Source organism: Marinobacter sp. EhC06, assembly GCF_001650915.1.
Lineage (GTDB): Bacteria > Pseudomonadota > Gammaproteobacteria > Pseudomonadales > Oleiphilaceae > Marinobacter.
The window spans coordinates 156,265-179,777 of record NZ_LXYO01000037.1 but is presented as its reverse complement, the minus strand read 5'-3'; the positions used below and the strand labels follow the sequence as shown (position 1 = coordinate 179,777).

Sequence of the window (23,513 nt, the reverse complement as noted above, 5' to 3'; positions counted from 1 at the left end):
CCGTACCGTTGGTGCCGGCGTAGTCTCCAAGATCATCGAGTAATCTGCTCGTTTGATCAGGAAAAAGGGGCTGATTCTTCAGCCCCTTTTTCTGTTTCAGCCGCAAAGCCCGCCTGGCCCGGTCAATCAGCATTGCTGTTGACAGGGTTGGGTATTATGCATACAATGCGGCTCCTTTTTTTGAAGGTCGGCTAACTAGTAGCTGCTACGAGTGGAGTTTGGTGCAACATGCAAAGCCAAAAAATTCGAATCCGGTTGAAGGCGTTTGATTATCGCCTGATCGACCAGTCCACGCAGGAGATCGTCGATACCGCCAAGCGGACCGGCGCTCAGGTGCGTGGCCCTATCCCTCTGCCGACGCGGAAGGAAAAGTACACGGTATTGATCTCTCCGCACGTCAACAAGGACGCGCGTGATCAGTATGAAATTCGTACGCATAAGCGTTTGCTCGACATCGTTGAGCCGACGGAAAAGACAGTAGATGCTTTGATGAAACTGGACCTGGCAGCAGGTGTAGACGTTCAGATCAGCCTCGGCTAATACCGCCCGGTATCAGTCTGTGTAACTGTCATAAGGCCATAGAGGGTGAGAGCCCCGTACACTTAAGAGGTGAAACATGGCAATTGGTATTGTCGGTCGCAAGGCCGGTATGACCCGTATTTTTACGGAAGATGGGCAGGCGCTGCCCGTAACGGTAATCGAGGTTGAGCCCAACCGCATTACCCAGCTGAAAACTCTTGAAAGCGATGGCTACCGCGCCGTACAGGTGACTGTCGGTACTCGTCGTTCCTCTCGTGTTACCAAGAGCGAAGCGGGCCACTATGCCAAGGCGGGCGTTGAAGCCGGTCGTGGTATGTGGGAATTCCGTCTTGCCGATGGCGAAGGTGAAGACCTGGCCGCCGGTGGCGAGATCACGGCTTCTGTATTCGAAGACGGTCAGGTGGTTGATGCCATCGGTCAGTCCAAGGGTAAGGGCTTCCAGGGCGGTGTAAAGCGCTGGAACTTCTCCATGCAGGATGCCACCCACGGTAACTCTCTGTCTCACCGTGCTCCGGGTTCCATTGGTCAGAACCAGACTCCGGGCAAGGTATTCAAGGGCAAAAAGATGGCGGGCCAGATGGGTAATGCTCAGGTAACTGTGCAGAACCTGAAAGTTGTCCGTGTCGACGCCGAGCGCAACCTGCTGCTGGTAAGTGGTGCCGTTCCCGGCGCAACTGGCGGCGATGTTGTCATCAAGCCTGCAGTTAAAGCCTGAGGAGCGGTGCGATGGAATTGACTATTACAGGTAGCGGCAAGGGAATTTCTGTTTCCGACGCTGCATTCGCCAAAGATTTTAACGAGTCGCTGGTTCACCAGGTAGTGACTGCCTACATGGCAGGCGCCCGCCAGGGTACCAAGGCTCAGAAGACGCGTTCCGAAGTAAGCGGTGGCGGTAAGAAGCCATGGCGCCAGAAGGGCACCGGTCGTGCCCGTGCCGGTACTATTCGTAGTCCGATCTGGCGCGCCGGTGGTGTTACCTTTGCGGCCAAGCCTCGTGGCTTCGAGCAGAAGGTTAACCGCAAGATGTACCGCGCAGCGATGCGCTCCATTTTTTCCGAGCTGGTTCGCCAGGAGCGTCTGGTTGTTGTTGACGACATGAATGTTGACAGCCCGAAGACCAAGGCATTCAACGCCAAGCTGAAGGATATCGGTGTGACCAACGCGCTGATTCTGTCCGACAACGTCGAGCAGAACCTGCATCTGGCCTCGCGCAACATTCCGCACGTTGACGTGCGTGATATTGCCGGTCTGGATCCGGTTAGCCTGGTTGCCTTCGAGAAGGTCGTTGTGACCGTTCCCGCTCTGAAGAAGATCGAGGAGATGCTGGGATGAATCAGGAACGTATTTACAAGGTCCTGCTTGGGCCGCACGTATCGGAAAAAGCGTCTCTGGCAGCAGAGCGTGGCCAGGTTGTGTTTCGTGTAGCACCTGATGCCACCAAGCCCGAGATCAAGAAAGCCGTTGAGCAGCTGTTCAACGTCACCGTAGAAGGTGTTCAGGTTCTGAACCGTAAAGGTAAGCTTAAGCGTACCGTTCGCGGCTTCGGCAAGCGTAATGACATTCGTAAGGCTTATGTAAAGCTGGCAGAAGGTCAGGACATCGATTTTCTGGATGTGGAATAAGGTAAAGGGGTCGTAATATGCCGATCGTCAAAACCAAACCAACATCTGCCGGACGCCGTCACGTTGTAAAGCTTTACAACCCGGATCTGCACACTGGGCGCCCTTACGAGCCGTTGGTAGAAAGAAAGAACAAGACGGGTGGTCGTAACAATGTAGGCCGCATCACAACCCGTCACACGGGTGGTGGCCACAAGAAGCACTACCGCGTCATCGATTTCAAGCGGACCAAAGATGGTATCCCGGCGACTATTGAGCGCCTGGAATACGATCCGAACCGCTCTGCGCACATTGCACTGCTGAAGTATGCCGATGGCGAGCGTCGTTACATTATCGCTCCCAAAGGTATGCAGATCGGTGATCCTGTGCGCTCCGGTATCGACGCACCGATCAAGGTGGGCAGCACGTTGCCGCTCCGGAATATTCCGGTCGGTTCTGTGATCCACTGCGTCGAACTCAAGCCTGGCAAAGGTGCACAGCTGGCTCGCTCTGCGGGCGCATCCGTACAGCTGGTTGCCCGGGAAGGTGCTTATGCCACCATCCGCCTGCGCTCAGGTGAAATGCGAAAGGTGCTTGTAGATTGTCGTGCAACGCTGGGTGAAGTATCCAACAGCGAGCACAGTCTCAAGCAGCTTGGTAAAGCGGGTGCATCACGTTGGCGCGGTAAACGTCCAACAGTACGTGGTGTTGCTATGAACCCAGTTGACCACCCACATGGTGGTGGTGAAGGGCGTACCTCTGGCGGGCGTCACCCGGTTACTCCGTGGGGTGTTCCGACCAAAGGGCATAAGACTCGTAAGAACAAGCGTACTGACAAGATGATAGTACGTCGTCGTTCGGCCAAGTAAACGACTACATAGAGGTAATTGCTGTGCCACGTTCTTTAAAGAAAGGTCCTTTTATAGACCTGCATCTGTTGAAGAAGGTCGAGGCAGCTCTGGAAGCTAACGACAAGCGGCCGATCAAAACCTGGTCGCGTCGGTCAACAGTTTTTCCGGAGATGGTAGGCCTGACCATTGCAGTCCACAACGGCAAGCAGCACGTGCCGGTTTATGTCACCGAAGATATGGTTGGACATAAGCTGGGTGAGTTCGCGGCAACGCGTACTTATCGTGGTCATGCGGCCGACAAGAAAGCTAAACGCTGATTCTGAGGTAATCGAAATGGAAGTAGCAGCCAAGTATAAGGGCGCTCGCCTCTCAGCTCAGAAAGCACGTCTTGTCGCTGACCAAGTACGCGGCAAGGCTGTTGAGGACGCCCTAAACATTCTGACTTTCAGCCCAAAAAAGGCGGCAACAGTCATCAAGAAAGCTCTTGAGTCTGCCATCGCCAATGCTGAGCATAACGAAGGTCTGGACGTTGACGAACTGCGGGTTTCCACCGTGATGGTGGATGAGGGTCCGACGCTCAAGCGAATCAAAGCTCGAGCCAAGGGGCGCGCTGACCGTATTTTCAAGCGCACCTGCCATATCACCGTCAAGGTCGCCGACAAGTAGGAGATGCTCAGATGGGTCATAAAGTAAATCCAACCGGCATTCGCCTGGGTGTGATCAAAGAGCACAACTCAGTCTGGTATGCCGACAAGAAGGAATACTCCAGGAACCTGCTGAATGACATTCAGGTTCGTGAGTTCCTCGACAAGCGTCTGGTTAAGGCGTCTGTCAGCAAGATTGTGATCGAGCGCCCTGCTCAGAACGCCCGTATCACGATCCATACTGCCCGTCCCGGTATTGTTATCGGTAAGAAGGGTGAAGATGTTGATCGTCTGCGTCGCGAAGTCAGCGACATGATGGGTGTGCCTGTGCACATCAACATCGAAGAAGTCCGCAAGCCGGACCTCGATGCCCGCCTGGTAGCGCAAAACGTTGCCGGCCAGCTGGAGCGTCGTGTGATGTTCCGTCGCGCTATGAAGCGTGCGGTTCAGAACGCCATGCGCCAGGGTGCCAAGGGTATCAAGATCCAGGTTGGCGGTCGTCTCGGGGGTGCTGAAATCGCGCGTTCCGAGTGGTATCGCGAAGGTCGTGTTCCGCTGCACACACTGCGTGCAGATATTGATTACGCAACCTACGAAGCGCATACCACTTACGGCGTAATCGGCGTCAAGGTATGGATCTTCAAAGGTGAGATTCTTGGTGGTATGGAGCAGGTCCGTGCTGACAAGAAAGCCTCTGGGAAGAAAGGTTCTAAGTAAAGGGGCACTCTTATGCTGCAACCAAAACGCACCAAATTTCGCAAGGTAATGAAAGGCCGTAACACCGGTCTTGCTCACCGCGCCAACAAGGTGAGCTTCGGTGAATACGGATTGAAGGCTACGAGCCGTGGGCGTATAACTGCGCGCCAGATTGAGGCAGCGCGTCGTACCATGACTCGTCGCATCAAGCGGGGCGGTAAGATCTGGATCCGGGTGTTCCCGGACAAGCCGATCACCGGTAAGCCGCTTGAAGTTCGAATGGGTAAAGGTAAGGGTTCTGTCGAGTATTGGGTGGCTGAAATCCAGCCGGGCCGCATGCTCTACGAGATGGAAGGTGTTTCCGAGGAAATCGCTCGTGACGCATTCACTCTCGCGGCGGCCAAACTGCCGGTACAGACCACCTTTGTAACGAGGACGGTGATGTGATGAAAGCAACAGAGCTGCGTGAAAAGTCAGTCGAGGAGCTGAACAAAGAGCTGATCGACCTCCTGAAGGAGCAGTTCAACCTGCGCATGCGTAAGGCGACAGGTCAGCTGAATCAGTCTCACCTTCTCGGCAAGGTGAAGCGCGACATCGCTCGCGTGAAAACAGTATTGAACGAAAAGGCAGGACAGTGACATGACCGAAGCTACCCAAACTGCCAGAACTCTGAGCGGCAAGGTCGTGAGCAACAAGATGGAGAAATCCATCGTGGTGCTGGTCGAGCGTCAGGTGAAACACCCGCTGTACGGTAAGTACATGAAGCGTTCAACCAAGATCCACGCTCACGATGAGAGCAATCAGTGCAACATCGGTGACACTGTGACCATTCAGGAAACCCGTCCGGTCTCCAAGACCAAGAGCTGGGCCCTGGTGGAAGTTACCGAACGTGCATCCAAGGTGTAACGCCGGAGAACAACCATGATTCAGACTCAAACAATGCTTGAAGTCGCGGACAACAGCGGTGCGCGTCAGGTGATGTGCATCAAGGTCCTGGGCGGTTCACATCGGCGTTATGCCAGCGTAGGGGATATCATCAAGGTGACCGTCAAGGAAGCCATCCCCCGCGGTAAAGTGAAGAAAGGCCAGGTCCTGAAAGCTGTCGTGGTGCGCACCCGCAAGGGTGTTCGTCGTCCCGACGGTTCGCTGATCCGTTTCGACGGAAACGCGGCAGTACTTCTGAACAATCAGGACGCTCCTATTGGTACCCGTATCTTCGGACCGGTTACCCGTGAACTGCGTAATGAGAAGTTCATGAAAATTATCTCACTGGCACCCGAAGTACTTTAAAGGACCAGAGGCCGGTTATGAAAAAGATCAAACGAGATGACGAAGTAATCGTCACTACGGGGAAAGATAAAGGCAAACGTGGTAAAGTCCTGAAGGTTCAGGACGATGGCCGTATGGTTGTTTCAGGGATCAATATGATCAAGAAACACACCAAGCCTAACCCGATGCTGGGCTCCCCAGGTGGCATCGTCGAAAAAGAAGCACCTATCCAGGCTTCCAACGTGGCTATTTTTAATCCGCAGACCGGCAAAGCCGATCGTGTAGGCTTCCAGATCAAGGAAGACGGCGCGAAAGTGCGGATCTTCAAGTCCACGAACGAAGCTGTCGATAACCAGTAAGCGGTGGTGGTTACGATGCTTAACATGAAAGAGCAGTACAGTAAGGAAGTGGTACCCGCCCTGCAGAAGGAGTTCAGCTACAAGAACGTCATGCAGGTGCCGCGTATCGAAAAGATCACCCTGAATATGGGTGTCGGCGAAGCGGTCGGTGACAAAAAGCTGATTGAAAATGCCGTGGCGGATCTCGAGCGCCTGGCAGGTCAGAAAGCAGTGGTCACCCTGGCTCGTAAATCCGTCGCGGGTTTCAAAATCCGTGAAGGTTGGCCGATCGGTTGTAAGGTTACCCTGCGCGGCGAGCGTATGTGGGACTTCTTTGATCGTCTGGTTCACATTGCGGTACCCCGCATTCGTGACTTCCGCGGTCTGAATCCCAAGTCGTTCGACGGTCGTGGTAACTACAGCATGGGCGTGCGTGAGCAGATCATTTTCCCTGAGATCGAGTACGACAGAGTCGACAAGATCCGTGGTCTGGACATCACCATTACCACCACTGCCGGTACCGACGATGAAGGTCGCGAACTGTTGAAAGCCTTTGGCTTTCCGTTCAAGAAATAAGGAACGAGTGTAATGGCTAAGGTTTCCATGAAAAACCGTGAGCTCAAGCGCGAAAAAACCGTTGCGAAATTTGCAGCGAAGCGTGCCGAGCTCAAGGCGATTATCAAGAACCCGAATACCAGCGATGATGACCGTTGGGACGCACAGATGAAGCTTCAGCAGCTTCCTCGCGATGCATCTCCTTCGCGTCTTCGTAATCGTTGCCAGGTGACTGGTCGTCCCCACGGCGTTCTGCGCAAGTTTGAGCTGTCACGGATCAAACTCCGTGAATACGGCATGCGCGGTGACGTTCCGGGCCTGACCAAGGCAAGCTGGTAAGATAGGTACCCTGACTTCGGTCAGGTGCCTGTTGGTAAGCGGTGCGGCAAGCCGCTGCACAACTAAAAAGATCAGGAGCCTCATACCAATGAGTATGCAAGACACGCTTGCGGATATGTTTACCCGTATCCGTAATGCACAGATGGCATCAAAAGCAGACGTTACGATGCCGTCTTCAAAGATGAAGATCTCCGTAGCCCAGGTCCTGAAGGACGAAGGCTACGTCGACGATTTCTCCGTTTCAGCCGACGCGAAGCCCGAGCTGACGATTACTCTGAAATATTTCGGTGGTAAGCCGGTTATTGAGGAGATCAAGCGGGTCAGCCGTCCGAGTCTGCGCCAGTACAACGGCGCTGGGGAACTGCCGAAAGTATCCGGTGGTCTGGGAGTCGCGATTGTCTCAACGTCGAAGGGCGTTATGACAGACCGCGCCGCACGAGCTGCTGGCGTGGGTGGCGAAGTCATCTGCACCGTATTCTAGGAGATACACATGTCCAGGGTTGCCAATAATCCTGTCGTGCTGCCTTCCGGTGTTGAGGTTAAGCTGAACGGACAGGAAATTAGTGTGAAGGGTTCCAAGGGAGCGCTTCAAATCACCATTCACCAAGCGGTTGAAGTAAAGCAGGAAGAGAATATTCTGCGCTTTGCGGCCCGCGATGGTGCTACAAAGTCCCGCGCTCTTGCTGGTACTACTCGTGCACTGGTCAACAACATGGTGACCGGTGTAACTACAGGCTGGGAACGTAAACTCCAGCTGACGGGCGTAGGTTACCGTGCCCAGGCGCAAGGTAAGAAGCTCAACCTGACGCTGGGTTTTTCGCACCCGGTTGAGTATGAGCTGCCCGAGGGGATTACCGCAGAAACTCCGTCCAATACGGAAGTTGTGATTCGCGGTATCGACAAGCAACAGGTTGGCCAGGTCGCTGCGGAAGTCCGCGCGTTCCGTCCGCCCGAGCCTTATAAGGGCAAGGGTGTTCGTTATGCGGATGAGCAGGTCAGACGCAAAGAAGCCAAGAAGAAATAAGGCGGGACTATGAGCGCGAATAACGAAAGATTGCGTCGCGCACGCAAAGTGCGCATGAAGATCCGTGAACTGGGTACCACTCGTCTGTGCGTTCACCGCACACCGCGTCATATGTATGCCCAGGTCACCACTGCAGACGGCAGCAAAGTGCTGGCTTCTGCCTCCACGTTGGATAAGGAACTGCGCCAGGGTGCAACCGGTAACGTGGACGCTGCCAAGAAGGTTGGTCAGCTGATCGCTGAGCGTGCCAAGGCGGCAGGTGTTGAGCAGGTTGCTTTTGACCGCTCCGGTTACCGTTATCACGGCCGTGTCCAGGCTCTGGCCGACGCAGCCCGTGAAGCTGGCTTGCAATTCTAAGAGGTGGAGAAGATGAGCGTTAACGAACAGAAGGCGCCTGAGCTCCAGGAGAAGCTGGTCCAGGTCAATCGTGTCGCCAAGGTTGTTAAAGGTGGCCGTATTTTCGCCTTCACCGCACTGACTGTAGTGGGTGATGGCAAAGGTCGCGTTGGTTTCGGTCGTGGCAAGGCGCGTGAAGTGCCGGTCGCCATCCAGAAGGCCATGGAAGCTGCACGCAAGAACATGGTAGAAGTTCCGCTTGACGGCACTACCCTGCAATACCCGGTCAAGGCTCAGCATGGCGGCTCCAAGGTCTACATGCAGCCGGCGTCCGAAGGTACTGGTATCATCGCCGGCGGTGCGATGCGTGCAGTACTGGAAGTGGCGGGTGTTCAGAACGTACTGTCCAAGTGTTACGGGTCTACCAACCCGGTGAACGTTGTACGTTCCACCATCAAGGGTCTCCAGGCGACACAGGCGCCTGAAGATATTGCAGCCAAGCGCGGTAAGACCGTGGAAGAGATTCTGGGTTGAAGTCATGGCGAACGCAAAAACGATCAAAGTAACTCTGACCCGCAGCCCGATCGGCTGTCAGCCCAAGCACAAGTTGTGTGTGAAGGGCCTGGGTCTTCGTAAAATCGGTCACACCGTGGAAGTGGAAGACACACCGTCCATCCGCGGCATGATCAACCGGGTTAACTACCTGGTTCGGGTTGAGGAGAACTAAGATGCGTCTGAACGAACTTAGTCCAGAGCCCGGTTCACGTCCCGCCGCACGGCGCGTCGGTCGTGGTATCGGTAGCGGTCTCGGTAAAACCGGTGGTCGCGGTCACAAAGGTCTGAAGGCACGCTCCGGTGGCAGTGTAGCGCCCGGTTTCGAGGGCGGTCAGCAGCCGTTGGCCCGTCGTCTGCCGAAGTTTGGCTTCACGTCCCGTCAGCAGCGCTACGTCGCTGAAATTCGCCTGAACGAACTGGCGAAGGTCGAGGGCGATGTGGTTGATCTGGAGGCCCTGAAAAAGGCAGACATCATTCGCGGAGAGATTCGCGAAGCCAAGGTTATCCTGTCCGGCGAACTGAGCCGTGCGGTAACCGTGAAGGGACTTCGGGTAACCAAAGGCGCGCGCGAGGCAATTTCTGCCGCGGGTGGTAAAGTCGAAGACTAAGGCGAGTCGAGGACTAAATGGCCAAGAACGCATCATTGCCTGCGGGCGCGGGTAAAGGACTGGCGGAGCTGCGATCGCGGCTCTGGTTTGTCTTCCTGGCATTGCTGGTGTACCGGATCGGTGCCCACATTCCGGTGCCGGGTATCAACCCCGACCGTCTGGCGGCACTGTTTGAACAGAACCAGGGCACAATCCTGAGCATGTTCAACATGTTTTCCGGTGGTGCGCTTGAGCGCATGAGTATCTTCGCTCTCGGTATCATGCCGTACATCTCTGCCTCTATCATTATGCAGCTCATGACTGCGGTTAGCCCGCAGCTTGAGCAGCTGAAGAAAGAAGGCGAGGCTGGCCGTCGAAAGATCAGCCAGTACACTCGGTATGGTACGGTTATCCTGGCCCTGGTTCAGGGTTTTGGTATTTCTGTCGGCCTGGCATCACAGGGTGTCACCTTCAATGACAGCTTCAGCTTCCACTTCGTGGCGGTTGTGTCATTCGTCAGTGGCGCTGTGTTCATGATGTGGCTTGGCGAGCAGATCACTGAGCGGGGTGTCGGCAACGGCATCTCCCTGTTGATCTTCGCCGGTATTGTTGCCGGGTTGCCCGGCGCTATCGGTCAGACGCTCGAACAGGCCCGTAATGGCGAGATGAGCCTGCTGGTGGTTCTGGGTATTGGCGTTCTTGCGGTTGCTGTCATTGGTTTTGTGGTCTTCATGGAGCGCGGTCAGCGCCGGTTGACGATCAACTACGCCAAGCGGCAACAGGGTCGCCGGGTGTTTGCCCAGCAGTCCAGTCATCTTCCCCTGAAGGTGAATATGGCCGGTGTTATTCCGCCCATCTTCGCGTCTTCCATCCTGCTCTTCCCGGCATCGCTGGGTCAGTGGTTTGGTCAGGGTGAGGGGATGGAGTGGTTGAGTGACATCTCCCAGGCTCTGGCGCCAAGCCAGCCGTTGTACATTATCCTGTTTGCAGCAGCAGTGGTTTTCTTCTGCTTCTTCTACACAGCGCTGATGTACAACCCGAAAGAAGTTGCGGATAACCTCAAGCGCTCTGGAGCGTTTATTCCGGGCATTCGTCCAGGTGATCAGACCGCCAAGTATATCGATGGTGTTCTGACTCGACTGACGCTGTTCGGTGCAATGTACATTGCAGCAGTTTCCCTGTTCCCACAGTTCCTGATGGTTGCCGGGAATGTACCGTTCTATTTGGGCGGCACCTCTCTGCTGATTGTTGTAGTCGTGGTGATGGATTTCATGGCGCAGGTTCAGTCGCACCTGATGTCTCATCAGTATGAATCGCTGATGAAGAAGTCCAATCTCAAGGGCTATGGTCGGAACGGTTAATCCCGTTCCCCTTGAAAACTGGAGTCGACAATGAAAGTACGCGCTTCGGTAAAGAAAATTTGCCGTAACTGCAAAGTAATTCGTCGCAATGGCTCGGTACGGGTCATTTGCTCGGAGCCTCGTCACAAGCAACGCCAGGGCTGATCCTCAAAGGATCCAGAACTGACATTGTAGAGGGTACGAATAATAGCGCTTGACCCCGGCAGGGGTCAGGCGCTATTATTTCGCGCCCTTTTATAGTGGCGGAAAATTCACACAGCAAAGCTTTGAACGCGGAGTAATTTGGATGGCACGTATAGCCGGTGTCAATATACCCGATCACAAACATGCTGTTGTCTCGCTGACCTACATCTTTGGTGTTGGCAAGACCACAGCCCAGAAGCTTTGCGACGCTACCGGTGTCAAGCCGGACCTTAAGGTCAAAGACCTGAGCGACGAGCAGCTTGAAGCACTTCGTACTGAAGTGGGCAAGGTGTCTGTCGAAGGTGATCTGCGTCGTGAAGTACAGATGAACATCAAGCGTTTGAAGGATCTCGGATGTCACCGTGGTCTGCGTCATCGTCATGGCCTTCCGGTCCGTGGCCAGCGCACCAAGACCAACGCACGCACCCGTAAAGGTCCACGCAAACCTATTCGTAAGTAACAGGTAGGCAAACATGGCAAAGCCAGGTACACGTACCCGTAAAAAGGTGAAAAAGACGGTTGTTGATGGCGTCGCGCACATTCACGCGTCCTTCAACAACACTATCGTGACCATTTCTGACCGTCAGGGCAACGTCCTGTCCTGGGCCACCTCTGGTGGTTCCGGTTTCCGTGGGTCACGCAAGAGTACACCTTTTGCTGCGCAGGTAGCAGCTGAAAGAGCCGGTAATGCGGCTGCTGAATACGGCCTTAAAAACCTGGACGTAGAGGTTAAGGGTCCTGGGCCCGGACGTGAATCTGCAGTTCGCGCGCTGAACGCGTGTGGCTACAAGATCACCAACATCACAGATGTGACGCCGATTCCCCACAACGGCTGTCGTCCGCCCAAGAAGCGCCGCGTCTAACACAGGAGACAGTGAATTATGGCTCGTTATATAGGCCCGAAGTGCAAGCTGTCTCGTCGTGAAGGGACAGATCTTTTTCTGAAGAGCGGTGTTCGCGCGCTCGATTCCAAGTGCAACATCGAGACTCCGCCGGGTATGCACGGCGCGCGTCGCGGTCGTCTGTCCGAGTACGGCGTACAGCTTCGTGAAAAACAGAAAGTTCGTCGTATCTACGGCGTTCTCGAGAAGCAGTTCCGCAACTATTACAAAGAGGCCGCCCGAGGCAAAGGTGCGACTGGTGAAAACCTGCTGCAACTGCTGGAAGGCCGTCTCGATAACGTTGTATATCGCATGGGCTTTGGTTCTACCCGTGCAGAAGCCCGTCAGCTCGTCTCTCACAAGGCGATCCTGGTCAATGATAAGCCGGTTAACATTCCGTCCTATCAGGTACGTCCGGGTGATGTTGTGAGCTTGCGTGAAAAGGCGAAGAATCAGCTGCGTGTTAAAGGCGCACTGGATCTGTCTGCAAGCCGTGCACCGGTGAGCTGGGTAGAGGTCGACGCCAACAAGATGTCCGGCGTTTACAAGTCAGTACCTGAGCGTACTGAGCTGCCGGCCGACATCAACGAGAACCTCATCGTCGAGCTTTACTCCAAGTAAAGCCCAGTTAGCAACGATAGCAGATAGGGGCGTCTATGCAGCGTTCAGTACATGAGTTATTGACACCTCGTACCATTGACGTGAAGGAATCAAGCGCCACACGTGCCAAGGTTACGCTTGAGCCTCTGGAAAGGGGCTTTGGTCATACCCTGGGTAGTGCACTGCGCCGGATTCTCTTGTCTTCGATGCCGGGCTGCGCCGTGACTGAAGCGCAGATTGACGGTGTCCTGCACGAGTACAGCGCCATTGAGGGTGTCCAGGAAGACGTCATCGAGATTCTGCTGAATCTCAAAGGCGTTGCCGTAAAAATGAACGGTCGGGACGATGCCGAGCTCACGCTCAGCAAGAAAGGCCCGGGCGTTGTGACAGCCGGTGATATCAAGCTGGATCATGACGTCGAGATTGCCAACCCGGAGCACGTGATCTGTCACCTTAGCGAGAATGGTGAAGTGAACATGCGTCTCCGTGTTGCTCGCGGTCGCGGCTATGAGCCGGCAGACCAGCGTGGTCTTGACGAGGACGAAACTCGCGCCATCGGACGCCTGCAGCTGGATGCAACATTCAGCCCGGTTCGTCGTGTGGCTTACGCCGTGGAAAGTGCACGGGTAGAGCAACGGACCGATCTGGACAAGCTGGTTATCGACCTGGAGACCAATGGCACCATCGACCCGGAAGAAGCAATTCGCCGGGCGGCGACCATCCTCCAGCAGCAACTGGCGGTGTTTGTTGATTTCGATCATGAGAAAGAGCCCGAGCGTGTTGAGGAAGAGGAAGAAATCGATCCGATCCTGCTGCGTCCGGTTGATGATCTGGAATTAACAGTGCGTTCAGCTAACTGCTTGAAGGCTGAGAACATTTACTACATCGGCGATCTTATCCAGCGCACAGAAGTTGAGCTGTTGAAGACGCCTAACCTTGGTAAAAAGTCGCTGACCGAGATCAAGGACGTTCTGGCGTCCCGTGGTCTGTCACTGGGCATGCGTCTTGATAACTGGCCGCCGGCTAGCCTTCGTGGCGACGACCGGGTTCTGGGCGGTTAATCGCCGATTAGTTTAAGGTAAGGAATCAGAGCAATGCGTCATCGTAAGAGTGGTCGTAAGTTCAGCAGGACCAGTGCGCATCGCAAGGCCATGTTCCGTAACATGACTGCGTCACTGGTTGAACACGAGCTGATCAAAACAACGCTGCCGAAAGCCAAAGAGCTTCGTCGGGTAGCTGAGCCTTTGATCACGCTCTCCAAGAATGATTCGGTCGCGAATCGTCGTCTGGCGTTCTCACGCCTGCGTGACGATGCTGCGGTTGCCAAGCTGTTTGATGAGCTTGGACCCCGTTACAGCGAGCGTCCGGGTGGATACCTTCGTATCCTGAAGTGTGGCTTCCGTGCTGGCGACAATGCCCCTATGGCATTTGTTGAGTTGGTCGGTCGTCCGCTGGATATCGAAGCGGAAGAGGTGGACGAAGACGAGGATTAATTGCCTCGGCTTCGGCCAACGATGAAAAAACCGGGTTCCGTGAGGTTCCCGGTTTTTTTGTGTCTGAGTTTCAGGGAATTCGTAGTTTTCGAGGTTAGGTGGCTGGCAAGGCGGTGGGGGTTTACCACCCCCTCGCCGACAGGGCTCTCCATTGCCCGCCAACTACTTCTTCAACATGGGCTTCAAGTAGCGGCCTGTGTGGGAAGCAGTGTTCTCCGCAACTTCCTCGGGCGTGCCCTCGGCAATGATCTGCCCACCGCCGGAGCCACCCTCCGGGCCCAGGTCGACAATCCAGTCTGCCGTCTTGATAACGTCCAGGTTATGCTCGATCACCACGATGGTGTTGCCGTGGTCACGCAACCGTTCCAGAACATTCAGTAGTTGTTGGATGTCATAGAAGTGCAGGCCGGTGGTGGGCTCGTCCAGAATGTAGAGGGTCTTGCCGGTATCCCGCTTGGAGAGTTCCTTGGCCAGCTTCACCCGCTGGGCTTCCCCGCCTGAGAGTGTCACTGCGCTTTGCCCCAGACGGATATAGGAGAGGCCCACATCCATCAGGGTCTGGAGCTTGCGGGCCAGGAAAGGCACGGCATCGAAGAATTCGCGTCCTTCCTCAACGGTCATTTCCAGCACTTCGTTGATGTTCTTGCCCTTGTAGCGCACTTCCAGGGTTTCACGGTTATAGCGCTTGCCCTTGCAGACATCGCAGGGAACGTAGACATCCGGCAGGAAGTGCATTTCCACCTTGATCACGCCGTCACCCTGGCAGGCTTCGCATCGGCCACCTTTGACGTTGAAGGAAAACCGCCCGGGCTTGTAGCCGCGGGAGCGTGCCTCCTGGGTTCCGGCGAAAAGTTCGCGGATGGGGGTGAACAGGCCGGTATAGGTGGCCGGGTTGGAGCGTGGTGTGCGACCGATGGGGCTCTGGTCAATGTCGATGACCTTGTCCAGGTTATCCAGTCCCTTGAGTGACTGGTACGGCGCATGATTCAGGCTGGTGGCCTTGTTGAGTTTGGCGGCGGCCACCGGATACAGGGTGCTGTTGATCAGAGTGGACTTGCCCGACCCGGACACGCCGGTGATACAGGTCATGATTCCCAGGGGCAGGTTCAGGGTAACGTCTTTCAGGTTGTTGCCGGTGGCGCCAGCCAGCGTTAACGACTTTCCGCTGCCCTTATTGCGCTGCTTGGGAATGGCTATTTCCCGGGTGCCATTCAGATACTGGCCGGTGAGAGAGTCGGGGTTGTCGATGATCTGTTGCGGTGTGCCCTGGCCGATGACGTGGCCGCCATGGACGCCGGCGCCGGGCCCGATATCGATGACGTGATCGGCGGCGCGGATGGCGTCCTCGTCGTGTTCGACGACAATTACGGTGTTGCCCAGGTCCCGCAGGTGGGTGAGGGTGGCCAGCAGCCGGTCATTGTCCCGCTGGTGCAGCCCGATGGACGGTTCGTCGAGAATGTACATGACGCCCACCAGCCCGGCGCCAATCTGGCTTGCCAGACGAATACGCTGGGCCTCGCCACCGGACAGGGTGTCGGCACTGCGCTCGAGGGTCAGGTATTCCAGGCCCACGTTTACCAGGAACTGGAGTCTCTGGCGTACTTCCTTCAGTATTTTCTCGGCGATTTCGCCTTTCCGGCCCGGCAGCGCCAGGGTTTCGAAGTAATCGTGGGCCTCGCCAACCGGCAAGTGGGTAACATCAGAAATATTGTTTTCTTCAATAAAGACATGGCGGGCGCTTCGGCGCAGCCGGGAACCTCCGCACTCCTTGCACGGTTGGGTGCTGAGGTTGCGAGCCAGTTCCTCCCGCATGCTCTGTGAGTCGGTCTCACGGTAACGCCGCTCAAGGTTAGGCAGAATGCCCTCGAAGGGATGAGCCTTCTCCATGATATGGCCACGGGAGTTCACGTAGCGGAAAGGAATGTCTTCATCGCCTGAGCCAAACAGCAGTACGTTGCGGAAGTCTTCGGGTAGGTCCTCCCAGGGTGTTTCGAGGTCGATACCGTAATGGTCTGCCACACTGCCCAGCATCTGGAAGTAATAGACGGCCCGGCGATCCCACCCCTTGATGGCCCCGGATGCCAGCGTCGCCTCCGGGTGATGGACAATTTTCTCCGGATCGAAGAACTGTTTGACGCCCAGGCCGTCGCAGGTTGGGCAGGCGCCTGCGGGATTGTTAAAGGAAAACAGTTTTGGCTCGAGTTCGCTCAGGGCGTAGCCGCATTGGGTGCAGGCGTAACGAGCGGAGAAGGTGTGTTCTTCGCCTTCGCCGGCCATTGGGGCTACCAGGGCAATACCGTCCGCCAGCTGCAGGGCGGTCTCGAAGCTCTCTGCCAGGCGCTGCTCCAGGCCCGGTTTAACCTTGAACCGATCAACGACCACATCAATCTGGTGTTTGCGTTTCTTGTCCAGGGCCGGGACATCGTCAATGTCGTAAACGGTTCCGTCCACCCGCAGGCGGATGAAGCCCTGGCTGCGCATGGTTTCGATAACCTGGAGGTGCTCACCTTTCCGGTCCCGGATCACCGGTGCCAGGATCATCAGCTTGCTGTCTTCCGGCATGGCAACCACCTGGTCCACCATCTGGCTGACGGTCTGAGCTTCCAGGGGTTGGCCATGGTCGGGGCATCGGGGCTCGCCGGCTCGGGCAAAGAGCAGGCGCAGGTAATCGTATATTTCGGTGATGGTGCCGACTGTCGAACGCGGGTTGTGGGAGGTGGACTTCTGCTCGATGGATATGGCGGGCGACAGGCCTTCGATATGGTCCACATCCGGCTTTTCCATCATTGAGAGAAACTGGCGGGCATAAGTGGACAGCGATTCCACGTAGCGGCGCTGCCCCTCTGCATAGAGGGTGTCGAAGGCAAGGGAGGATTTGCCGGAACCGGAGAGGCCGGTAATCACGATGAGCTTGTCCCTTGGCATATCCAGGTCGATGTTCTTCAGGTTGTGGGTTCGCGCCCCTTTGATCTGGATATGGTCCATAACACCTCGCTCGGATAAAAGCGAAAATTATACCGCGTTGGGCCCGCTGCAGCGAAAATGATACCTGGGCCCGGGCCACGCCACCTGTCCCCCGTGAGGGCGCCTTCTGCTACAATGCGCCGCCTGCGAAGGGTATCTGCCCTCAATCTGACCGCTTTCAACCCCGGCTGAGGTACGTAATTGCCATGAATGCGCTGGAAAAACGCTCCGTATCGGCCCTGGCGTCTGTCTACGCCATGCGCATGCTCGGACTGTTCATGGTGCTGCCGGTATTCATGCTGCTTGGCGAAGACCTCAAGGATGCAACGCCGGCTCTCCTGGGGTTTGCCATAGGCGCCTACGGCCTGAGCCAAGCGCTGTTACAGATTCCCTTTGGCATGCTGTCGGACCGGGTCGGCCGTAAGCGCATGATCTACATCGGGCTCGTATTATTTGCCGCTGGCAGTCTTCTGGCCGCGGCCACGGACTCCATATACGTTGTGATTGCCGGTCGGATTCTTCAGGGCGCCGGTGCCATCGCCAGTGTTCTGATGGCGTTGCTCAGTGACCTGACCCGAGAGGAAGAGCGGACCAAGGCCATGGCGACGGTGGGCATCACGATTGGCCTGTCCTTTTCGGTCTCGTTGGTGCTTGGCCCCCTTCTTGGCGCCTGGTGGGGACTGTCCGGGATTTTCTATGCGACGGCGGCGCTTGCGGTGGTCGCTCTAGTGATCGTCAACCGCCTGGTTCCAACTCCCCACCAACATAAAACCAGCGCCGACACTCATCCCGCCAGGGAGATGCTGGGGCGGGTGCTTTCAGACGGGCGCCTGCTGAGGCTGGATTTCGGTATTTTTGCCCTGCACCTGGTCTTGACCGCCCTGTTTCTGGTGTTTCCTTCCATGCTGCAGAATCAGTTCGGGCTTGCCACCAGTTCTCACTGGTGGTTCTACCTGAGCGTGATGGTAATGTCTTTCTTTGCGATGGTGCCCTTCATCATCATTGGTGAGAAAAAGCGCAAGATGAAGCCGGTTCTGGTTGGGGCGATTGCACTGCTTACATTGGCAACCGCCGGATTTAACGGCGTGTCTGGTAGCCTGGTTGCTGCCTGGGCCGTTCTGTTTTTCTTCTTCATGGCTTTCAATCTGCTTGAGGCCAGCCTGCCGTCGCTGATCAGCAAGGAGTCGCCGGCCGCCAGTAAGGGAACGGCGATGGGTGTCTATTCCACTTCCCAGTTCATGGGCGCGTTTCTGGGGGGCGCCCTGGGCGGCTTTCTATTGGAGAGTGGCGGAATCCAGAGTGTGCTCTGGTTTATGGTGGTGGTGCTTGGTCTTTGGTTGCTGGTGGCGTTCACCATGCCGGCGCCCGGTCATACCACCAGTTTCGTGGTACAGTTGCAGCAGGTAATGAACGAGCAGTACGACGACATCGATGACAATCTCCGCCGCCTCCCCGGCGTGCAGGATGTTGTGATTGTGGAGGAGGCCGCCACCGCTTATCTTAAGGTGGATCGGCAGCAATTTGATGAAGCGTCACTTGCGGACTTTTCTTTTGTCCGGCAGGCTAACAATTCTTGAAATCCGGAGGCACGCACGGAGCGCGGGCGTCCCTGAAAACAGAGTCAGGAGCAGAAAATGGCACGAGGCGTAAACAAGGTAATTCTCATCGGTAATCTGGGACAGGACCCGGATACCCGCTACACCCCTAACGGCAATGCCGTTGTGAACCTGAACCTTGCAACGGACGAAAGCTACAAGGATCGTCAGACCGGTCAGCTGGTGCCGAAAACCGAATGGCATCGGGTTGTCATGTTCGGCAAGATCGCCGAAGTGGCCGGCCAGTACCTGCGTAAAGGCTCAAAGGTCTACATCGAGGGCAAGCTGCAGACCCGCAAATGGCAGAACAAAGAAGGGCAGGATGTATACACCACCGAGGTTGTGGTGGATATCAATGGCCAGATGCAGATGCTGGACAGCCGTGGCGGCGAAGGCGGAATGAGCCAGGGCGCGCCGGCAGGACGGCCCCAGCAGTCTGGCTACAATGCACCGGCGGGACAGCAGAACAACCCGCCGCCGCAGTCAGGTGGCTACAGCAATCAGCCCTCGCAGGGCAGTATGCCCGAGCCGGTTGACGACTTTGACGATGACATTCCCTTCTAGTCAAGAGTATATGTGAAACGGAATCTGACCATCCGAAGTGAATAAAGCCTCCGCTTTGCGGGGGCTTTATTGTTACGGACTTGCAAAAACGATGTGAAATCAATCAAAAAAACGTGGAGTTACGTTCAGTTTCTCATCTATCATGTAATCCATTGTAAAAAGCGCCTGTTTTTTGGGCAGCATAATAATGACTTTAGGCTGGCGAGTGGCCTTCGGATCCTTTTTCAACGGACTCCATGACAAAGACACCAATACTGAGAAAACTGACCGGTCTGTTCAGACGCTCCGGGGCACGGCTGCGGGTGTGTCTGGAGATTCGTCCCGACGGCATTGCCTGGTCGGAATCAGGTGGGCCCGATGCCGCGAGGTCGGGATTTACTGATTGTCTGCCTGCCAGGCGTCAGACGGCGCTTGGGGAGTTGGTGGAGAATCATAGCTGGGCTGGTGCTGCGACGACTCTTGTTCTGCCTCTGGATCAGTACCAGGTATTCCAGATGGATCGTCCGGAAGGCATCGAGGAATCGGAACTGGGCGATGCGCTGAAGTGGAAGCTGAAGGATTTTCTGGATTTCAGCCCGTCTGAGGCGGTCTCCGATGTATTCCCGTTTCCGAAGGACGCTTCTCGAGGCCGTGGTGAACTGATCAACGTGGTCGCTGCCAGGAGAGCTCTGGTCTCGGAGCTGATTGCGCTGGTGCAGGAAGCTGGCCTGGAACTGGAGCGAATTGATATTGCCGAACTGGCGTTGCGAAACCTGGTTTGCAGGCTGGATGAAAACCGGCGCGGCGCGGCGCTGGTCCATCTGAAAGAGAACTACGGCCAGATGGTGATTTGCAAGGACAACACGTTGTACTTGTCCCGTCGGCTTGATGTCACCTCCGAGGACCTCCGTGATGCTGCTCGCCAGGAGTCGGCCGTTCAGTCGTTGGCTCTGGAAATGCAGCGTTCGCTGGACTATTACGAAAGCCAATTGGGCCAGGTTCCGCCGGCGATGATCCGTCTTGTTGCCCGTGACAGCGTCCTTCCGCTCGCCTCGATGCTTTCCTCCTATGTGGCCGCTGGAATTGAAACCCTCGATTGGGGGGCTCTCGGTCTCCAGGCTGATCTGGACAGTCGTTGCCTGCCGGCCTGGAGCGCAGGGCTGCCAATTCTGGAGGATGCTCACCGATGATTCAGCAGGTCAACCTGTACACCGATGAGCTTCGCCCCAAAAAGGAAAGACTCCAGGCGGGAACGGCGGTTGGTGTTCTGCTTATGGGATTGGTGCTGGTTGCGCTCGTGGCCGGTTTCCTGACCTATGAGAATTCCGTAATGGCCAATAAGGCCTCGCGCCTGGATCGACAGAATCAGCAGCTCGAGCAGGCTGTGGCGGAGCTTTCGGCAGCGGTTCAAGCTCGTCAGCCGGATGCAGAAGTGGAGGTGGCTCTGAATCGAGTAACCCAGACCCTTGCACGTCGCCAGCGTTTGCTGGAACGGGTGGAGAGCCTGGTACTCTCGGAAGGCCGCAATTTCTCGCCACAATTGTCAGCATTGGCCCGGCAGATCCCGAAAGATGTCTGGCTAACCGAAGTCACTCTCGAGTCGGGCCCGGACAAAGTCACCATTGCAGGGCGCAGCCGTGATAGTGCTCTGGTACCCCTATACCTTGAAAATCTGGGCGACGAAGCGGCCTTTGCCGGAAAAACATTTGGTGTGTTCCGGTTGTCACGGTCGGAGGAAGGCAGGTGGATCGATTTTCATGTCTCCAGTAAACGCGACGGGGAGGGCGACTGATGGCGGATGCGCCCAACACCTCCCTTGCACGGGCGGCGCAGTGGTATAACCTGCGCCCGATTCGTGAGCGGGCACTGATACTGCTGACGGCGATGGTGCTTGTCCTGGTTCTGGTCTGGGAGCTTGCGGTTACGCCATTGCAGCAACGGCACCATAGCCTGGAGAATCGCCTCCAGACCCTGTCCGCCAGTCGCGATGACATGCTGGCACAGCAGCAGACGCTCAATGCCCAGCTCGCGACCGATCCCTCCCGGGAACTGCGCAACCAGTTAAACGCCCGGCAACAAAGACTGGAACGGCTCAATCAGCAGATTGCGGATACCACTGGGCAATTGATCGCACCCACGGCTATGGTGGCATTGCTCAGGAATATTCTGGCCGCCCAGGAGTCGCTGGAGTTGCAGGTCCTCGAATTACAGACTCCGACCCCGGTCTTCGCACCGGGAGCAACCGAGCAGTCTGCTCAGGAACAGCAGGCGAGGCCTGAGCCACTGCTGTATGCCCACGATGTCGAGCTCCGGATCAAGGGAAGCTACCTTGATGTGCTGAGTTACCTGCAGCGGCTCGAGGCGATGGATGAGCGGCTCGGCTGGATCAGGCTGGAGTACAGCGCGGGAGACTGGCCCTCGGGTGAGGCCATCATCAGGGTGCAAACACTGAGCCTGGATCAGGCCTGGCTGGGGGTGTGAGATGAGCAAGCGCTTGAGTGTCCTGACTTGCAGGTGGGTGTTCCTGGCCGTAGGCTCGCTGGTTCTTTTTCCGGGCGCGGCCCAGGGGTTGCAGGATCCCACGCGGCCACCTGGTCCTCAGGCAACAGTGGCCAAGCCGGCGCCAGAGCGGGCTCTGGCTCTGGATTCCATTCTTTTCAGCAAGGACAGACGAGTCGCCGTTATTGAAGGTGAGGCCCTCAGGGAAGGCCAGGGTTTTGACAACGTGCGGGTTATCCGGATTTTTGCCGATCGGGTTCTGGTAACGGATAACGGCCGCGAACGGGTGTTGTACCTGGAGAGACTTCCGCAGGTTCGGGGAACTCAATGACAGATAATCGGATACTGATGACAACGTTTAAAATCACCGGTGCACTGGCTCTTAGCCTGATGTTGTCGGCCTGCAGTAACAACCCGTTGATGCGCTCGGCAACGGCCACCTCAACCGATGCTGCCGATGCCATTGATCGAAGCCTCGAAGAGGCTGCGCAGACAGAACCGGCAGCGACTACCGCGGGCCAGGTTTCTACGCCTTTGCCTGCGGACGTAAGCGCAGCATTGCTGCCGCCACTGTCCGGCGGCGCCGATCTGGACGAACGTTTCGACGTCAATGCCCGGGGCGTGCCGGCGGCAAGCTTCTTTGAATCGCTGGTGGAGGGGACCCGCTACAACGTGGTGGTTCATCCCGATGTCAGTGCCAGTATCGATCTCCGGCTGGGTGATGTCACCGTACCGGAAGTGATGGATATTGCCGGTGATCTTTATGGCCTGGATGTCCGCCGCAGTGGCCGGTTGTTCCGGGTTCAGGCAGACCAGATCCAGACCCGGCTGTTCCCAATTGATTACCTGCATTTCAAGCGCAAGGGCGGCTCGGAGACCAGGGTAAGCTCCGGTCAGGTGACAGGTGCTCGCAGTGGCAGTTCCGGTAGCTCTAACAGTAATGGAGACAGCACTGGTTCGGGCGAGACCCGCAACCTGGTGGGAACAACCATTTCCACGGAAACGGCTTCGGATTTCTGGCAGGACATTCAGAGCGCGTTGACCATGATTGTCGGTGGCGATGATGGCCAGCAGGTTATCGTCAATCCGGGCGCAGGCCTGGTGATGGTCCGGGCTGGTTCCGAGGATTTGCGCATGGTTGAGGAGTATCTGCGCCGCACCGAGTTGATTATGCAACGCCAGGTGATCCTGGAAGCGAAGATCCTGGAGATCGCGCTTAACGAGGGCTACCAGCAGGGGATCAACTGGTCGGATATCCAGAGTGCGTCGAGCATTACCGCCTCGGACGGTCTGCCTGAGGACTTCACCGCGCAGGCTTTGGCCGGCCAGGTCATTCAGACCTCCGATATTGGAGGCCTGTTTTCTGCCAGCGTGCGGGCTGGCGACTTCACCGGCCTGATTGAGTTGCTTGGCGAACAGGGCAACGTGCAGATTCTTTCCAGCCCCCGCATCTCAACGGTGAACAATCAGAAAGCCGTGATCAAGGTGGGCACCGACGAGTTCTTCGTGACCGACATTGATTTTGATGACAACAATTCCGCCGTAACAGCGACGGATTCGACATCCACCTCGGTGGAGCTCACCCCGTTTTTCTCCGGCATTTCGCTGGATGTGACCCCTCAGATTTCCGAAAACGGCGTCATCACCCTGCACGTGCATCCCTCTGTCAGTGAGGTGAACGATCAGGAAAAGGTGATCACCATCGGCGAGCGGGACGTTACGCTGCCCCTGGCCAGCAGCACGGTTCGTGAAACCGACAGCGTGATCCGTGCCGAGAGCGGGCAGATCGTGGTCATCGGTGGTCTGATCCAGAACTCCAGTGAGGACAACAATTCCGCGGTTCCTTTCTTCAGCGAGATCCCGCTGGTGGGGGAATTGTTCAAGCAGCGGCGGTTCCAGTCGCGCAAGAGCGAGCTGGTCATCCTTCTTCGCCCGGTTGTGGCCGGAACGCCGGAGATGAACGCGGATGTTTCTGCCAGCCGGGAGCGCATGAATGTGCTGCGCGAGTTGCTGCAATCGTCTGAATCCGTCACACCGGAACCGGAGAAAGCCGTTCGATAGC

36 protein-coding genes are annotated in these 23,513 nt (G+C 56.4%); 35 read left to right on the top strand and 1 reads right to left on the bottom strand.

What is annotated here, in order from left to right; translation table 11 throughout:
* Positions 1-228 precede the first annotated feature (228 nt).
* From rpsJ to rplQ, 28 genes are all read left to right on the top strand, one after another.
* Positions 229-540 (top strand): 30S ribosomal protein S10, encoded by a 312-nt coding sequence (gene rpsJ, locus A8B84_RS20610; protein WP_004580743.1) that lies wholly within the window; start codon positions 229-231, stop codon positions 538-540.
* A gap of 76 nt (positions 541-616) precedes the next feature.
* Complete coding sequence (gene rplC, locus A8B84_RS20605) at positions 617-1,255, top strand: 50S ribosomal protein L3 (protein WP_064230341.1); 639 nt, start codon at positions 617-619, stop codon at positions 1,253-1,255.
* A gap of 11 nt (positions 1,256-1,266) precedes the next feature.
* Positions 1,267-1,872: a 50S ribosomal protein L4 gene (gene rplD / locus A8B84_RS20600; RefSeq protein ID WP_064230340.1), complete on the top strand. Its 606-nt coding sequence runs from the start codon at positions 1,267-1,269 to the stop codon at positions 1,870-1,872.
* Positions 1,869-2,162 (top strand): 50S ribosomal protein L23, encoded by a 294-nt coding sequence (gene rplW / locus A8B84_RS20595; protein WP_064230339.1) that lies wholly within the window; start codon positions 1,869-1,871, stop codon positions 2,160-2,162. The genes rplD and rplW overlap by 4 nt, the downstream gene beginning before the upstream one ends.
* A gap of 17 nt (positions 2,163-2,179) precedes the next feature.
* The gene (rplB, locus tag A8B84_RS20590) at positions 2,180-3,007 is read left to right on the top strand and encodes a 50S ribosomal protein L2 (RefSeq protein WP_008174864.1); all 828 of its coding nucleotides are present in this window, start codon (positions 2,180-2,182) and stop codon (positions 3,005-3,007) included.
* Positions 3,008-3,030: 23 nt separating this feature from the next.
* On the top strand, positions 3,031-3,306 hold the full coding sequence (gene rpsS / locus A8B84_RS20585) for a 30S ribosomal protein S19 (protein ID WP_007154011.1): 276 nt from the start codon (positions 3,031-3,033) through the stop codon (positions 3,304-3,306).
* A 16-nt stretch (positions 3,307-3,322) separates the two neighbouring features.
* Positions 3,323-3,655: a 50S ribosomal protein L22 gene (gene rplV / locus A8B84_RS20580; protein WP_048497742.1), complete on the top strand. Its 333-nt coding sequence runs from the start codon at positions 3,323-3,325 to the stop codon at positions 3,653-3,655.
* 11 nt (positions 3,656-3,666) lie between these two features.
* On the top strand, positions 3,667-4,350 hold the full coding sequence (gene rpsC / locus A8B84_RS20575) for a 30S ribosomal protein S3 (RefSeq protein WP_064230338.1): 684 nt from the start codon (positions 3,667-3,669) through the stop codon (positions 4,348-4,350).
* A 12-nt stretch (positions 4,351-4,362) separates the two neighbouring features.
* Positions 4,363-4,776, top strand: coding sequence for a 50S ribosomal protein L16 (rplP, locus tag A8B84_RS20570; RefSeq protein WP_008174875.1), 414 nt, complete (start codon positions 4,363-4,365; stop codon positions 4,774-4,776).
* Positions 4,776-4,967, top strand: coding sequence for a 50S ribosomal protein L29 (gene rpmC, locus A8B84_RS20565; RefSeq protein ID WP_008174877.1), 192 nt, complete (start codon positions 4,776-4,778; stop codon positions 4,965-4,967). The genes rplP and rpmC overlap by 1 nt, the downstream gene beginning before the upstream one ends.
* Position 4,968: 1 nt before the next feature.
* On the top strand, positions 4,969-5,235 hold the full coding sequence (gene rpsQ / locus A8B84_RS20560) for a 30S ribosomal protein S17 (RefSeq protein ID WP_008174879.1): 267 nt from the start codon (positions 4,969-4,971) through the stop codon (positions 5,233-5,235).
* A 15-nt stretch (positions 5,236-5,250) separates the two neighbouring features.
* The gene (rplN, locus tag A8B84_RS20555; protein WP_007154005.1) at positions 5,251-5,619 is read left to right on the top strand and encodes a 50S ribosomal protein L14; all 369 of its coding nucleotides are present in this window, start codon (positions 5,251-5,253) and stop codon (positions 5,617-5,619) included.
* A gap of 17 nt (positions 5,620-5,636) precedes the next feature.
* On the top strand, positions 5,637-5,957 hold the full coding sequence (gene rplX / locus A8B84_RS20550; RefSeq protein WP_008174881.1) for a 50S ribosomal protein L24: 321 nt from the start codon (positions 5,637-5,639) through the stop codon (positions 5,955-5,957).
* Between the two features lie 15 nt (positions 5,958-5,972).
* Complete coding sequence (gene rplE / locus A8B84_RS20545) at positions 5,973-6,512, top strand: 50S ribosomal protein L5 (RefSeq protein WP_064230337.1); 540 nt, start codon at positions 5,973-5,975, stop codon at positions 6,510-6,512.
* A gap of 12 nt (positions 6,513-6,524) precedes the next feature.
* Entirely contained in the window at positions 6,525-6,830 is a 306-nt protein-coding gene (rpsN, locus tag A8B84_RS20540; RefSeq protein ID WP_008174884.1) for a 30S ribosomal protein S14, read from the top strand.
* 88 nt (positions 6,831-6,918) lie between these two features.
* Positions 6,919-7,311, top strand: coding sequence for a 30S ribosomal protein S8 (gene rpsH, locus A8B84_RS20535; RefSeq protein WP_008174886.1), 393 nt, complete (start codon positions 6,919-6,921; stop codon positions 7,309-7,311).
* Between the two features lie 9 nt (positions 7,312-7,320).
* Positions 7,321-7,854: a 50S ribosomal protein L6 gene (rplF, locus tag A8B84_RS20530; RefSeq protein ID WP_064230336.1), complete on the top strand. Its 534-nt coding sequence runs from the start codon at positions 7,321-7,323 to the stop codon at positions 7,852-7,854.
* A gap of 9 nt (positions 7,855-7,863) precedes the next feature.
* Positions 7,864-8,211, top strand: a complete 348-nt coding sequence (rplR, locus tag A8B84_RS20525) for a 50S ribosomal protein L18 (RefSeq protein ID WP_008174890.1) — start codon at positions 7,864-7,866, stop codon at positions 8,209-8,211.
* 12 nt (positions 8,212-8,223) lie between these two features.
* Positions 8,224-8,724, top strand: coding sequence for a 30S ribosomal protein S5 (rpsE, locus tag A8B84_RS20520; RefSeq protein WP_008174892.1), 501 nt, complete (start codon positions 8,224-8,226; stop codon positions 8,722-8,724).
* A gap of 4 nt (positions 8,725-8,728) precedes the next feature.
* Entirely contained in the window at positions 8,729-8,917 is a 189-nt protein-coding gene (gene rpmD, locus A8B84_RS20515; protein WP_008174894.1) for a 50S ribosomal protein L30, read from the top strand.
* Between the two features lies 1 nt (position 8,918).
* The gene (gene rplO, locus A8B84_RS20510; RefSeq protein WP_008174897.1) at positions 8,919-9,353 is read left to right on the top strand and encodes a 50S ribosomal protein L15; all 435 of its coding nucleotides are present in this window, start codon (positions 8,919-8,921) and stop codon (positions 9,351-9,353) included.
* Positions 9,354-9,370: 17 nt separating this feature from the next.
* A complete protein-coding gene (gene secY / locus A8B84_RS20505) occupies positions 9,371-10,693 on the top strand; it encodes a preprotein translocase subunit SecY (RefSeq protein WP_064230335.1) in 1,323 nt (440 codons plus the stop codon).
* Between the two features lie 30 nt (positions 10,694-10,723).
* Positions 10,724-10,837 carry a 50S ribosomal protein L36 gene (gene rpmJ / locus A8B84_RS21420; RefSeq protein WP_008174902.1) on the top strand — a complete coding sequence of 38 codons (114 nt, stop codon included), beginning with the start codon at positions 10,724-10,726 and terminating at the stop codon, positions 10,835-10,837.
* Between the two features lie 142 nt (positions 10,838-10,979).
* Positions 10,980-11,336 carry a 30S ribosomal protein S13 gene (rpsM, locus tag A8B84_RS20500; RefSeq protein WP_008174904.1) on the top strand — a complete coding sequence of 119 codons (357 nt, stop codon included), beginning with the start codon at positions 10,980-10,982 and terminating at the stop codon, positions 11,334-11,336.
* Positions 11,337-11,349: 13 nt separating this feature from the next.
* Entirely contained in the window at positions 11,350-11,739 is a 390-nt protein-coding gene (rpsK, locus tag A8B84_RS20495) for a 30S ribosomal protein S11 (RefSeq protein WP_007153992.1), read from the top strand.
* 18 nt (positions 11,740-11,757) lie between these two features.
* Entirely contained in the window at positions 11,758-12,378 is a 621-nt protein-coding gene (gene rpsD / locus A8B84_RS20490) for a 30S ribosomal protein S4 (protein ID WP_008174909.1), read from the top strand.
* Positions 12,379-12,413: 35 nt separating this feature from the next.
* Positions 12,414-13,418: a DNA-directed RNA polymerase subunit alpha gene (locus A8B84_RS20485; RefSeq protein WP_008174911.1), complete on the top strand. Its 1,005-nt coding sequence runs from the start codon at positions 12,414-12,416 to the stop codon at positions 13,416-13,418.
* A 33-nt stretch (positions 13,419-13,451) separates the two neighbouring features.
* Positions 13,452-13,850 (top strand): 50S ribosomal protein L17, encoded by a 399-nt coding sequence (gene rplQ / locus A8B84_RS20480; RefSeq protein ID WP_064230334.1) that lies wholly within the window; start codon positions 13,452-13,454, stop codon positions 13,848-13,850.
* A gap of 162 nt (positions 13,851-14,012) precedes the next feature.
* Here the strand turns inward: rplQ and uvrA are convergent, their stop codons facing one another.
* Entirely contained in the window at positions 14,013-16,835 is a 2,823-nt protein-coding gene (gene uvrA, locus A8B84_RS20475) for an excinuclease ABC subunit UvrA (protein WP_064230333.1), read from the bottom strand.
* A 185-nt stretch (positions 16,836-17,020) separates the two neighbouring features.
* Here uvrA and A8B84_RS20470 point away from each other — a divergent pair, with 185 nt between their 5' ends.
* The 7 genes from A8B84_RS20470 to mshL all read left to right on the top strand — a co-directional run bounded on the left by A8B84_RS20470 (position 17,021) and on the right by mshL (position 23,512).
* Entirely contained in the window at positions 17,021-18,391 is a 1,371-nt protein-coding gene (locus tag A8B84_RS20470) for an MFS transporter (RefSeq protein ID WP_064230332.1), read from the top strand.
* 57 nt (positions 18,392-18,448) lie between these two features.
* Entirely contained in the window at positions 18,449-18,973 is a 525-nt protein-coding gene (gene ssb / locus A8B84_RS20465) for a single-stranded DNA-binding protein (RefSeq protein ID WP_008174919.1), read from the top strand.
* Positions 18,974-19,209: 236 nt separating this feature from the next.
* Positions 19,210-20,142, top strand: a complete 933-nt coding sequence (locus A8B84_RS20460) for a hypothetical protein (protein ID WP_064230331.1) — start codon at positions 19,210-19,212, stop codon at positions 20,140-20,142.
* Entirely contained in the window at positions 20,139-20,744 is a 606-nt protein-coding gene (locus tag A8B84_RS20455) for a PilN domain-containing protein (RefSeq protein WP_064230330.1), read from the top strand. The genes A8B84_RS20460 and A8B84_RS20455 overlap by 4 nt, the downstream gene beginning before the upstream one ends.
* Positions 20,744-21,433, top strand: coding sequence for a type II secretion system protein GspM (gene gspM, locus A8B84_RS20450; protein WP_064230329.1), 690 nt, complete (start codon positions 20,744-20,746; stop codon positions 21,431-21,433). Before A8B84_RS20455 ends, gspM begins: the two co-directional genes overlap by 1 nt.
* Before the next feature lies 1 nt (position 21,434).
* Positions 21,435-21,782 (top strand): hypothetical protein, encoded by a 348-nt coding sequence (locus tag A8B84_RS20445; protein WP_064230328.1) that lies wholly within the window; start codon positions 21,435-21,437, stop codon positions 21,780-21,782.
* 17 nt (positions 21,783-21,799) lie between these two features.
* Positions 21,800-23,512, top strand: a complete 1,713-nt coding sequence (gene mshL, locus A8B84_RS20440) for a pilus (MSHA type) biogenesis protein MshL (protein ID WP_082905247.1) — start codon at positions 21,800-21,802, stop codon at positions 23,510-23,512.
* Position 23,513 lies beyond the last annotated feature (1 nt).